Origin of the sequence: Candidatus Pantoea soli (genome assembly GCF_007833795.1) — a bacterium.
Classification (GTDB): domain Bacteria; phylum Pseudomonadota; class Gammaproteobacteria; order Enterobacterales; family Enterobacteriaceae; genus Pantoea; species Pantoea soli.
The window spans coordinates 83253-95800 of sequence record NZ_CP032703.1; the positions used below are offsets into that span (position 1 = coordinate 83253).

A 12548-nucleotide genomic window follows, 5' to 3' on the forward strand; every position below is an offset into this window, starting at 1 on the left:
CATGAGTAAAGTGGAGCGATCTTATAGCTTTCGCAGCCGGCGTTTCATGAAAGGAAATGAAAGCTATAAGAGGGCGAAAGGCGGACACCATAAAAAATATTTTATCTTTACGCAAGTTTGTGACATATATCGCTGCAATTAAGCGTAGCGCTGAAGTATGAACCTGTCAAAATGGTCACCCGGCGAAATAATGGTTTGTGCTGTTCGCCGGTAATGTGCGGGGTATCAGAGTGATAATCTGTGGTGAAAGGAAGCAGGGCAGGAAAATATACTGTCTCAGGCTGTCAGCCTGGCCCTTCACTGCCGGCTGCCAGCAGCGGGACCAGCACGTCACTGATCGGCGTGGCCACGCCGTGCTGACGGCCGTAACGCTGAATAACGCCATTGCGGATATCCCACTCCAGCGGCCGGTTGGCCTGGCGGTCGGCCAGAATCGAGGTGCCCAAATCCACCGGGGCACGCTGCAAATCGGCCAGAATCTGGTCCGGCACGGAATCAGCCAGGGAGGCGCCGGCGGCACGCGCCACGGCCAGGCACTCCTGTAAATAGCGCAACGCCAGCTGATGAATATCCTCACGTCTGAATATGCCGGCACGCCGGTTTGCCAGCACCATCAGTCCGGCCACGGCGTTCTGCAGCAGCTTGCGCCAGGCCACTGACTGGAAATCCGGCTCCAGCGTCACCGTACAGCGGGTACCGCGCAGCGCCGCGACCACGCGCTGTACCTCGGGCAGTGCCGGCAGCGTCAGGCGCGGCGTGGCACGCAGCCAGACCGACGCATCCGCTTCGCGCTGTGCCGGAAACCACACCACAGCGGGCAGCACCGTGGCACCGTTGACATAGCGCGCCAGCTGTTGCTGCTGTTCAACGCCATTCTGTAGCGCGCAGACCACGGTTTTTTCATCACACAATGCGGCCAGCCAGGCGGCGCTGTCAGCAACCTGGGTGGTTTTGACCGCTACAAACACCAGATCAAACGGCGACTGGATGGCCGACGGCTGGTCCAGTACCGGGCCGGGTATCACCACTTCACCCTTATCGTCCCGCAGTACCAGCCGGGCGTGGGCGGTGCGTCCGCATAAAACCGGGGTGCGGTGCACCTCATGCAGTACGGCGGCAAGCGTGGTACCGATTGCCCCCGGACCCAGCAGCGCAATGCGCAGTGCCTCAGACATGTCGTCTTCTCCTCAGCCAGTGATGCACGTGCCGGCGGCAATCACGGCACAGGCAATGATTTTGCGCAGCGTGAGCGTTTCACCCAGAAACAGTGCGCCCAGCACCGCAGCAAACAACACGCTGGTTTCACGCAGCGCCGAAACGGCTCCCAGCGGTGCCAGCGTCATGGCATAGATGATCATGCCGTAGGCCAGCAGGGAAATCAGACCGCCCGCCGCGGCCATTTGCCATCCAGGCCGGCGGCAAAACAGGCTTTTGCTGTCGCGCAGGACAAGGTAAATCGCCGGCATCATCAGCGCCCACAGGGCGCTCATCCAGACGGTATAAGCGACAGCGTGGCCGGACAGCCGCACCCCGATGCCATCCACCACGCTATAGGCGGCGATAAACGCGCCAGTCGCCAGCGGGTAACGCAGGCCTGAAAACGCCACTTTGCCCCGGCGCACGCCGAGCAGCAGAATGCCGGTGCAGATCAGCGTAATGCCACACAGCGTGCCGGCAGAGATGCGTTCCCCCGCGAACAGCGCAGCGGCACAGGTCACCAGCAACGGCGACGTGCCACGGGCAATCGGGTACGTTTGTCCCAGATCGCCGCTGCGATAGCTGCGTACCAGGCACAAATTGTAACCAACGTGTAGCAGCGCCGAGAGCAACGCATATTTCCAGCTGGCCAGCTGCGGCGGCGGCACAAAAACGGCAACCAGCAGACAGGTCAGTGCAATCGCCACACACATGATGGTCATCGACCACAAGCGATCGGCCCCGCCACGTAGCAGGGTGTTCCAGCTGGCATGCAGCAGGGCGGCGAACAGTGTGAGAAACAGAACAGGTATTGGCATGAACCGATGCTACCTCTGCGCCTCCCTGAGAGGAAAGCGACGTTTTCGCATTGCGCTATGAGCATTTATTCATACTTCAGCCGTAGAGCTGCTGCGCCTGTCGCGCCGCTGCCTGCAGCCAGAGGCGAAACCGGGCGATGTGTGGCTGCGTTTCCGTGCCTTTCGGACAGACCAGATAATAGGCGGCGGGCGAGGGGAAAGGCACGCTGAACAGCCTGATCAGGCTACCTTCGGCCAGCTCCTGTTCCACATGACCGCTGCGTGCCAGCGCCACGCCCTGACCGAGCAGGGCAGCGGCCAGGGTCATATTGGTATCGGCATAGCGGACGCTCGCCTGCAGCAGGGTAATATCCACCCCTTGCTGCGCAAACCAGCTTTCCCATTTCGGCACCAGATCGGCGCCGTCGCGCATCAGCAGCGGATAGCGCAGTAGCTCGGCCGGTTCGCCTGGCGTGCCGAAACGCTGCAGCAGTGTCGGGCTGGCAACCGGAAACAGCTGCTCGCGAAAGAGGAACTCGCTGTGCAGCGCCGGATAGTGTCCATAACCGAAGCGAATTGCCACATCGGCTTCGTCGCTGGCAAAGGTAATGGCGCTGTCGGTGCTCTCAATCGACACCAGAATGTCCGGGTGCAGGCGTGCCAGCTCCGGCAGACGCGGCAGCAGCCATTTCAGGGCAAAGGAGTAGGTGGTGTTGACGCGCAGCCGCGTGCGTCCCTTTTGTTCGCGCACTTCGGCCAGCGTGGTGTGCAAATCGGCAAAAAACTGGCGCACGATAGGGGCCAGCGCCGCGCCGGCCGGCGTAAGACGCAGCGTTTTGCCGCGCTCAAACAGCGGCACACCCCAGATCGCTTCCAGATGCTTCAGCTGATGGCTGACGGCGCTCTGCGTCACGCATAGCTCTTCGGCCGCTGCGCTAAAGGTGGCGTGGCGGGTGGCGGCTTCAAAGGCGCGCAATGTGGCGATGGGTGGCAGGTCACGCATGATGTTCTCCCGGAATGCGTTATCGCGCATCCTACTTTACTGCCTGTGTTGCCGCCGCGATAGCCTGGCCGCGTGACCGCTAAAAAGACGCCACCGCTCGCGCTGCGCTCGCAACCTGAAACAGATTAACTATGGTTATGTTTCGATAAACAGGGAGGAAACATGCATAAATATCTGATGAGCGGCCTGGCCGCCCTGCTGCTGGCAGGGTGCGGCGCCCATAACAGCGCTTCGCCGGTCAACACGCCAGGCGCGCCAGTGGCAGGAAAAACAGCGCTGCTGGATAAGGGAGCGGCGGCGCTGCAGTCGCGTCCGCCGATTGACGCCATTAATACCTATCTGGATGGTTTTCACTACTACTGCGGTAACCGGCAGGGGCAGATGGAAGCACATCACTATGTCACCATCCTGAATGATGACGTGATGCAGGCGGTGATTTATGACGGCAACAAAAAGGACGCCCGGCTGATGGGGGTGGAGTACATCATCAGCGAACGTCTGTTTAAGCAACTGCCGGCCGGAGAGAAAAAGTACTGGCACAGTCACCGCTATGAGGTGAAATCCGGATCGCTGATTGCGCCGGGGCTGCCGCCTGTCGCGGAACATGCCCTGATGAGCAAAATTGTAAACACCTACGGGAAAACCTGGCATACCTGGCATACCGATCGCGATAACACGCTGCCGCTGGGTGAACCCACGCTGATGATGGGCTTCACCGCTGACGGGCAGATGAACCCGGCGCTGCTGACCGATCGCGATCGCCGCTTTGGCGTTGATACGCAGAAAATCCGCCAGTCGCGCGACGATATCCCGGCCCACCCGGTGGCGGCGGGCGCGGACAACTGCCAGCGCGTGCACCGGTAAACCCTGATGGCCCGGCCAGGTATGGCCGGGCTGCTTTACGCAGCATCAGGCAAACGGCGGGCAAATAGGGTATGGTCATAGACCCACGTCTTCAGACCCGTCAGTAAAACAGGGAGCACCATGACGCAAAAACGCTATTTCTACAGCGATGATCTTACGCTCAACACGCAGGTAATCAGTTGCGAACCGCAGGACGATGGCCGGTTCCGGGTACTTCTCACCGACACGTTGTTTCATCCGCAGGGGGGCGGACAGCCCTCCGACCAGGGCACGCTTGGCGCGGCGCGCATGCTGCAGGCGTTGCAGGAAGGCGATGAGATTGCGCATTACACTGACCGCGCACTGCCGTCGGGTGCGGTGACGGTGGTGGTTGAAGCAACGCTGCGCCAGCTGCATTCCCGCTATCACTCCGCCGGCCATCTGATTGCCTGTGCCGGTGAGCCGTTTGGCTGGCGCGGTTATAAGGCCAATCACCGTCCCGGCGAGGGGCGCATCGTGTTTCAGCCGCTGGCAGCGTGTCAGCCGGTGACGGCGGAAGCGCTGCAGCAGGCGGTGACGGCGCTGGTGGCGGCCAGCCTGCCGCGCAAGCTGGCCGAGGAACAGGGCAGGCGCCTGGTGAGCTGGGGGACATTAACCCCCTATGCCTGCGGCGGGACGCACGTTGCGCAGACAGGCGAAGTTGGCGAGGTCATCATCGGCAAAGTGAAAGAGAAAAAAGGGGAGCTGACCGTGCAGTATGCGCTGAAAGCCTGATTATCCGCCGGGCGCAGCGATTCAGCCGCGCTCAGTTAATGCCTGCGCCGCACAAATCAGCGCCAGATGGCTCAGCCCCTGCGGCATATTACCGCGCCACTCATCGGTGCGGACGTCAAACATTTCATTGAAGGTTTCGACATTGCCGCGCTGGCACAGCTTATGCAGTATCGCCTGCATCGCGCGCTCTGCGTCGGCGCAGTCGCCCATCGCTGCCCGGGCTTCTGCCAGCCAGAACGAGCAGGCAATAAACGTGCTCTCTTCCTGCTCAACACCGCTGTAGCGATAAAGCATATCGGTGTTATGCCCGAGATGCTGGCGAATGGCCTGATAGGTGGCCCGCATGCGCGCCGGATTAACGCGGCTGCCGTAAGCGTGTACCAGCGCCAGCGCCGCATCAAGCCGGTCGCCGCTGCCGGGATAAAACAGATAAGCCTGGTGCTGTTCCGACCAGCAGTGCGTCTCTATCCACTCACTGATACGATCCCGTTCGCGCTGCCAGCGCTGCAGCCAGGTCGGCTCAATGTGGCGCGCTTCTGCCAGCGCAACCGCCCGATCCAGCGCCAGCCAGCAGGCCATTTTGGAATGCGTATAGTGCTGCTGTTCCGGCAGCTCCCAGATACCGCTGTCTTTCTGTCGCCATAAATCAGCGCAGTGGTTCGCCAGTTCGCCCAGCATACGGGATGTCGCCAGATCCAGAATGTGGCCGGCCTGGATAAACAGCTCGGCCGTGGCGAGCATGTCGCCATACATGCTGAGCTGCACCTGATCGCGCGCATTGTTGCCGATGCGCACCGGTCGTGAATCATGATAACCCTGCAGTGGCGGATAATATTCTGCGGGTACGGTATTCCCCTCCAGCGTGTAGCAGGCGCGCAGGGCGGTACCGTGACGAATAATGGTTTTCGACAGCCAGGAAAACGCTGCTTTACAGTCCTCCAGCGCGCCGAGGAAAACAAACGCTTTAATGATCAGGCAGGCGTCGCGTACCCAGGCGTAGCGGTAGTCGTAATTCTTTTCGCCGCCAATGCCCTCTGGCAGCGACGTGGTCGCCGCTGCGGCCAGCGCCCCGGTTGGGGAGTACCATAAAAACTTCAGCGACAGGGCCGAACGGCGCACGTGTTCGGCGAAGCGCCCGCGATAGCTCAGGCTGCGTGTCCAGTCGCACCAGGCGGTGTGGCTGGTTTCAATGCGCGTGTCGATGGCATCCAGATCCGGTACGGCCAGCGGCTCGCGCTCGGTGACCAGCAGCGCCGCCAGCGCGTGACTGCCTGGTGAGGTCCGCAGCGTCGCGTCGATGCGCTCATCATCACGCTGAACAATCTGCCAGGCTTCGCTGGTGCGCAGCATCGCCATTAAATCGGCAATATGGTAGACATCACCCTGTTCTGTGCTGTCGCGCCATGGCGAACGGGTTTCAGCCTGCGTACCAAAGCGCAGCGTCAGCCGCAGTTCCACTTCTCCTTCCACGCCTTCAATACGCCGTGCCAGTTCGCTCCACGGCAAACGTCCCGCCAGCGTGCTGTTCAGTGACTCTGTCAGCAGCACGCTGCCCTGTTCTGTAATAAAACGGGTTTCAAGCACGTTGCTGTCGTCACGGTACGCGCGTTCGGTATGGTATGGCGAGGTGGGTTCAATCTGGAAAAAACCGCCGATGGCAGGATCCAGCAGGCGATCAAACAGAGGAGGGGAGTCGAGGTTAGGCGCACACCACCAGTCAATAGCGCCGTCGGGGGCAATCAGCGCGACCGAGCGCCCTTCGCCGATAGCCGCGTAATCCCCCAGCCGGGCAAACCCCTTTTCGCGCATGGGCGAGTGCAGAATCTGATTGTTCATGATGCGTCCCTGTGAGCCAGCCTCGCTACGTGGCCGCCCGCAGGCAGCCACGTATCACATCAGGTTAAGCCGTCAGCCACCTTACAGGGTGCCGGTACCGCCATCCGAGCACCAGACCTGGCCAGAGGTAAAGCTGTTGGTGGTCTCTGCAAAGGTCACATAGAGCGGCGCAATCTCTGCCGGCTGGCCCGGACGGCCCAGCGGTGCAGTGGCACCAAACTGCTCAACTTTTTCCTGTGGCTGACCACCGCAAACCTGCAGCGGGGTCCAGTACGGGCCAGGTGCCACAGCATTGACGCGAATCTGCTGTTCGCCCAGCTGTTTGGCCAGCGCTTTGGTAAAGGCCGCAATCGCCGCTTTGGTTTGCGCATAATCCAGCAGAATGGCGCTTGGCTCATAGGCCTGCACGGAGCTGGTATTAATAATGGACGAACCAGCAGGCAGATATTCCAGCGCCGCTTTGGTTATCCAGAACATCGCATAAACATTGGTCTTAAACGTGGCGTCAAAATCTTCCGTCGATAAGGTACGAATAGATTCATTAAATTGCTGACGGCCGGCGTTATTAACCAGAATATCCAGACCATCTAATTTTTCAGCCGCTTCTTTGACCAGCTGCTGACAAAAGGACTCAGAGCGAATATCACCCGGAATAGCGACCGCTTTACGCCCTTCCGCTTCAATTAATTTCACCACTTCTGCCGCATCTGACTCCTCATCCGGCAGATAGTTGATCGCCACATCTGCGCCTTCACGGGCATAGGCAATGGCAACGGCGCGGCCGATACCGGAATCGCCGCCGGTAATCAGCGCTTTACGGCCGGTCAGGCGGCCGGTGCCGCGATAGCTGGTTTCACCGTGGTCAGGACGTGGTTCCATCTTACTGGCCAATCCAGGAATCGGCTGATGCTGTTTATTAAACGGCGGCTTCGGATATTCCTGGGTAATCAGCGTTTTGTTAGTAAATGAAGTCATACTTATCTCCTTGTACAGTGGAACGAGTAAATTAAGCCTGGCAGAGATGTGATATTTGTCACGTAAAAAAGTGTGCGCCTGCGTTTTATTTCGCCGGATGTGTTTGCCGTTGCTGAATATTTTTGGTTACAAAATCACTAACGTAATGATTATTTTACCTGCTTTGCAAGTGGCAGCCGATATAAGCGCATCGGCAGAATGGCAGGGTGAAAAATCCGCTCTAAGCTCAATGTCATAACCTGAAAAAATACCCGGCCAGTCACGGGTAATAAATGAAGAGCACTGTCGTTAACGAGGCAAAAATGAGCGAAGCACAATGCACCATTCTTTTTAATGGTGAGCGTCTGAGCGGAAACGCCGATCAGCCTTTGATTGATTTTCTGCAAGCGCAGGGAAAAAAACTGCCTCACGTCTGCTATCACCCGGCGCTGCCGCCGTTGCAAAGCTGTGATGTCTGCTGGGTGGAGGTTGATGGCGAACAGGTACGCGGCTGCACGTTGCGCACCCGTGAGGGGCTGGAAGTGGTCAGTCAGAGCGCTGTGTTGCAGGCGGCACAGCAGGAAGGCATGGATCGTATCCTTAACCGGCATGAACTGTATTGCACGGTGTGTGAGCACAATACCGGTGACTGTACGCTGCACAATACCGTCGCCGATATGCACATCCCGATTCAGTATTATCCTTACGAACGTAAACCTTACCACAAAGATCACAGCAATCCGTTTTACACCTACGATCCCGACCAGTGCATTTTGTGTGGCCGCTGCGTGGAGGCTTGTCAAAACGTGGAGGTGAATGAAACGCTTTCCATTGACTACAGCGCCGATCATCCACGCGTGTTATGGGACGGCGGCACGCAGATTGCCGGTTCCAGCTGCGTCAGCTGCGGCCACTGCGTGACGGTGTGCCCCTGCAATGCGCTGCTGGAGAAAACCATGCAGCCTGACGCCGGGCCCTTTACCCACATGGACGAAGATCTGAAGCGCCCGCTGATCGACTTTGTCAAAAGCATGGAAAACAGCATTGGCATGGAGCCCATTACCGGCATTTCCCTGATCGATGATGCGCTGCGTAAAACAGAAATCAAAAAAACCAAAACGGTGTGCACCTATTGCGGCGTGGGCTGCAGTTTTGAAGTCTGGACACGCGATCGCCACATCCTGAAAATTCAGCCGGTGGCAGAGGCGCCGGTAAACGGCATCTCAACCTGCGTAAAAGGCAAATTTGGCTGGGATTTTGTTAACAGCCCGAATCGCGTCACCACACCGTTAATTCGTGAGAATGGTCGCTTTCGCCCGGCCAGCTGGGATGAAGCACTGGCGCGCGTTGCCGAGGGGCTGAGCGCGGTGGCGCGCCAGCACGGCGGTAATGCCATCGGCTTTATCGGCTCCAGTAAAGCCAGCAATGAAGAAGCCTACCTGACGCAGAAAATTGCCCGCCTGATTTTTGGCACCAATAACGTCGATAACTCTTCCCGCTACTGTCAGAACCCCGCGACCGAAGGATTGTTCCGTACGGTAGGCTACGGCGGGGATGCCGGAACGCTGCGCGATCTGCAGCAGACCGATCTGATCATCACCGTAGGCAGCAATCTGGCGGAAAACCATCCGGTGTTTGCCTCACATATCAAACAGAGCCACAAACATCGCGGGCAGAAGCTGCTGGTGGTGGACCCGCGCCGGCATGAAATGGCCGATCGCGCCGACTGCTTCCTGCGCATCCGTCCCGGCAGTGACATGGTATGGGCCTCGGCGATGGCAAAATATATGTTCGATCACGGCTATGCTGATGAGGCATTCCTCGCCGAGCGCGTGAATCAGGTAGAGGCCTATCGTGCCTCGCTGGCGCCGTTTACGCTGGCGTTTGCCAGTGAGCAGACCGGCCTGAGCGTGGCGCAGCTTACCGAGGCAGCAGAGATGATTGGCCAGGCGGGCAGCGTCTGCCTGCTTTGGGCCATGGGTATTACTCAGCACAGCCACGGTGCCGACACCAGCACCGCGCTGTCTAATCTGCTGCTGGTGACCGGAAATTATGGCCGGCCTGGCACCGGCGGTTATCCCATGCGCGGTCACAATAATGTGCAGGGTGCCAGCGACTTTGGCTGTCTCAGCAACGTTTATCCTGGTTATGAGAAAGTCAGCGATGCGCAGGTACGTGAAAAATGGGCGCGTGCGTGGGGCGTCGATCCCGGGGCGCTGTCCGATGAGCCCGGGCTGGATAACTTTATGATGATTCAGGAAGCGCATGACCATAAGCTGCGCGCCATGTACATCATCGGCGAAGACACTGCTTTTTCCGACGCGGACGCCACCAAGGTGCATCAGGCATTCAGCGAGCTCGATTTTATGGTGGTGCAGGATATTTTTATCAGCCATACCGCGCAGTTTGCTGATGTGATTCTGCCTGGCTGCCCAAGCCTGGAAAAAGAGGGCACGTTCGTGAATACCGAGCGGCGCATCCAGCATTTTTCCGCCGCGCTGCCGCCGCTGGGTGACAGCCGTCCTGACTGGCAGATTCTCACTGACCTCGCGGCGCATCTGGGCCATCCGTGGCGCTATCCGAATCCGGGCGCCATCATGGCGGAAGCCGCCAGCATTGCTGAACTGTTTGCTGGGGTCAGCTATGAGCAGCTGGTGGGCTGGCAATCGCAGCTGTGGCCGGTGAAAGCCGATGGCAGCAGCACGCCGTTGCTTTATACCGAGGCTTTCGCCTTCCCGGATGGCAAAGCGCGTTTGTATCCGCTGACGTGGCGGCCGCCAATGGAAGAACCCGACGCCGAATTTGATTTGCTGCTGAATAATGGCCGCATGCTGGAACACTTCCAGTCCACTAACCAGACCGGGCAGGGCGGCCGGATGAAATCACTGTCGCCTAACTGGTTTGTCGAAATCTCGCCGCAGCTGGCGCAGCAGCGTCAGCTCAGCGAAGGCGACTGGGTGACGCTGCGATCGCGGCGTGGTGAGTTGCAGGTGCCGGTGGTGGTGACCGATCGGGTTTCCGGCAACGTGCTGTTCATTCCGATCCACCACGGTAAGCCCGGCGTAAATGGCCTGACCGGCGATCATCACGACCCGGACGTGAACACGCCCGCCTATAAAGAGATTGCGGTCAGCCTGCAGAAGCTGGCGCGCGCACCGCAACCACACCCGATTCCACTGCACAATTTCCGGCATGGTCAGCGTACGCCGCTGGACCATCTGCCGGTGGAAGTGAAATGGCAGCAGCCGGAGTACCGTCTGCCCCCTGAACATGTTACGCATCCGGAGAAAAGCTAATGGCCGAACCCATCCACTATCAGCCCACCCCGACGCGCACCGAACCCACCGCCCGGGAGGCGCTTAACGATCTGCTGGAAAACCTGCATCAGCATGGTTTTCTGCGCCTGGCCAATGACGTGGTAAAAGCCAATAACGATATCGGCAAAATCATCGCGGCCGGGCTGAACCGCCCCGGATCGCAGAATGCGGCGCAAAATCTGTCACTGCTGTTTATGACGCTCAGTACCATTCCGCCCGAGCGCTTTAACCACGTGCTGCTGGCGCTGCGTGATGCCATGCTGGCGATGAAGCCGGCCGCTGACACCACCCAGCAGGAGAAAGCCGCACCGGGACTCAGCGGTGTTATGAAACTGCTCAACGACGAAAGCCTGTGGCAGGGCATTCGTCCGCTGCTGGCGGCGCTGGAAACCTTCTCACGTGAAATGCAGCGTGATGAGGAGAAGCCGATCAGCCGCTACAGCGGTAAGCCGAGCCGTGAATAGCGCTGAGTGGGTACTGATGATCGCCCGGGTGCAATTTGCCCTGACCATGGGCATGCACATCACCCTGGCGGCGCTGACGCTGGGGCTGGCACCCTTTCTGGTCTGGTTTGAAGCCCGCTGGCTATGGGGAAAAAAACCGGAAGCGCGGCAGGCGCTGCATTTCTGGATCAAAATTTTCGCGCTGACGGTCGCAATTGGCACCGTATCGGGCGTGGTGATGGAGTTCCAGTTTGGTACGCACTGGTCCGGCTTCGCCAGTAAAGCCGGTGGCATTGTCGGTCCGCTGATGCTGTATGAAGTGCTGGTGGCGTTTTTTCTCGAATCCGCGCTGACCGGCGTGATGCTGTTTGGTTTCGATCGCGTCAGGCCGGGCGTGCACTTTGCCGTCACCTGTCTGGTCGCGGTCGGCGCGGTGCTGAGCGCCTTCTGGATTCTGGCGGCAAATTCATGGATGCAGACGCCGGTACAATTTACCCTTAATGACAGCGGTCAGTTGATTCCGGACAGCGGCTGGAGCCTGCTGGCCGCCCCCTCGTTTGGCTGGCGACTGACGCATATGCTGCTGGCTTCCTGGATTAGCGTGGCCTTCTGGCTGGGCGGCATTGCCGCCTGGCGGTTACTGCAGCATCCGGGTGAACGCGCCAGCCGCCTGATGCTGAGCGGGGCGCTGACGGTGTCGCTCTGCGCCGTGCCGCTGCAGGTAGTGACGGGCGATCTGCAGGGTGAAAATACGCTGGCCCATCAGCCGGCCAAACTGGCCGCCATTGAGGGCAGCTGGCAGGCGCCCGCTCCCGGCGAGGGCGAACCGCTGCGCCTGTTCGCGATCCCCGATCAGCAACAGCAGCGCAACCATCTTGAAGTGGCCATTCCGGCCATTGGCTCGCTCTATTTGCGGCACAATCTGACCGGGCACATTCAAAGCCTGCGCGAATTTGCGCCAGATACGCTTCCGCCGGTGCTGCCGGTGTTTTTTGCCTTTCGTCTGATGGTGGGAATGGGGTTGCTGATGCTGCTGGTCAGCGTACTGGCGAATATCCAGCGCTGGCGCGGGCGGCTCTATCACTCGCGGCGTCTGCTGCGGCTGCTGGCGTGCTGCTCACCGCTGGGATTCATTGCGCTGCTCTCAGGCTGGATTGTCACCGAAGTGGGACGACAGCCGTGGACCGTGTACGGCGTGCTGCGCACTGCTGACAGTGTTTCTCCGCTGTCGCTGAGCAGCACGGTGATGATTTTTATCGCGATATTGCTGGTGTACGGGCTGGGTTTTGCCCTTGGTCTCTATTATCTGCTGCGGCATGTGGCGGGGCCGTTGCCGGATGGCGAGGCCGTGGTCGCTGAATCCGTCCAGACCCCTGCCTGAGGA

10 protein-coding genes are annotated in these 12548 nt (G+C 59.4%); 5 read left to right on the plus strand and 5 right to left on the minus strand.

Annotation, left to right across the window (positions count from 1 at the left end; all coding sequences use genetic code 11):
- Positions 1 to 284: 284 nt before the first annotated feature.
- The 3 genes from D8B20_RS17805 to gcvA form a co-directional block, all read right to left on the minus strand.
- Positions 285 to 1175 carry an oxidoreductase gene (locus D8B20_RS17805; RefSeq protein ID WP_145890788.1) on the minus strand — a complete coding sequence of 297 codons (891 nt, stop codon included), beginning with the start codon at positions 1173 to 1175 and terminating at the stop codon, positions 285 to 287.
- A 12-nt stretch (positions 1176 to 1187) separates the two neighbouring features.
- Complete coding sequence (locus D8B20_RS17810) at positions 1188 to 2015, minus strand: DMT family transporter (protein ID WP_145890790.1); 828 nt, start codon at positions 2013 to 2015, stop codon at positions 1188 to 1190.
- Positions 2016 to 2091: 76 nt separating this feature from the next.
- The gene (gene gcvA, locus D8B20_RS17815; RefSeq protein ID WP_145890792.1) at positions 2092 to 2997 is read right to left on the minus strand and encodes a transcriptional regulator GcvA; all 906 of its coding nucleotides are present in this window, start codon (positions 2995 to 2997) and stop codon (positions 2092 to 2094) included.
- A gap of 162 nt (positions 2998 to 3159) precedes the next feature.
- Between gcvA and D8B20_RS17820 the strand changes: the two genes are divergently transcribed.
- Together D8B20_RS17820 and D8B20_RS17825 are read left to right on the plus strand one after the other, a co-directional pair.
- Positions 3160 to 3861: an OBAP family protein gene (locus D8B20_RS17820; protein ID WP_145890794.1), complete on the plus strand. Its 702-nt coding sequence runs from the start codon at positions 3160 to 3162 to the stop codon at positions 3859 to 3861.
- Between the two features lie 120 nt (positions 3862 to 3981).
- Positions 3982 to 4614, plus strand: coding sequence for an alanyl-tRNA editing protein (locus D8B20_RS17825; protein ID WP_145890795.1), 633 nt, complete (start codon positions 3982 to 3984; stop codon positions 4612 to 4614).
- A gap of 21 nt (positions 4615 to 4635) precedes the next feature.
- Here the strand turns inward: D8B20_RS17825 and D8B20_RS17830 are convergent, their stop codons facing one another.
- Together D8B20_RS17830 and D8B20_RS17835 are read right to left on the minus strand one after the other, a co-directional pair.
- The gene (locus D8B20_RS17830) at positions 4636 to 6450 is read right to left on the minus strand and encodes a glycoside hydrolase family 15 protein (RefSeq protein ID WP_145890797.1); all 1815 of its coding nucleotides are present in this window, start codon (positions 6448 to 6450) and stop codon (positions 4636 to 4638) included.
- Positions 6451 to 6531: 81 nt separating this feature from the next.
- The gene (locus D8B20_RS17835) at positions 6532 to 7425 is read right to left on the minus strand and encodes an SDR family oxidoreductase (protein ID WP_145890799.1); all 894 of its coding nucleotides are present in this window, start codon (positions 7423 to 7425) and stop codon (positions 6532 to 6534) included.
- A 302-nt stretch (positions 7426 to 7727) separates the two neighbouring features.
- Between D8B20_RS17835 and fdhF the strand changes: the two genes are divergently transcribed.
- Genes fdhF through D8B20_RS17850 form a run of 3 tightly spaced genes read left to right on the plus strand, consistent with a single transcriptional unit; the run spans position 7728 to position 12545 of the window.
- Positions 7728 to 10700, plus strand: coding sequence for a formate dehydrogenase subunit alpha (gene fdhF, locus D8B20_RS17840; RefSeq protein ID WP_145890801.1), 2973 nt, complete (start codon positions 7728 to 7730; stop codon positions 10698 to 10700).
- Complete coding sequence (locus D8B20_RS17845; RefSeq protein WP_145890802.1) at positions 10700 to 11185, plus strand: DUF1641 domain-containing protein; 486 nt, start codon at positions 10700 to 10702, stop codon at positions 11183 to 11185. The genes fdhF and D8B20_RS17845 overlap by 1 nt, the downstream gene beginning before the upstream one ends.
- A gap of 16 nt (positions 11186 to 11201) precedes the next feature.
- Positions 11202 to 12545 (plus strand): cytochrome ubiquinol oxidase subunit I, encoded by a 1344-nt coding sequence (locus D8B20_RS17850; protein WP_370664139.1) that lies wholly within the window; start codon positions 11202 to 11204, stop codon positions 12543 to 12545.
- Positions 12546 to 12548 lie beyond the last annotated feature (3 nt).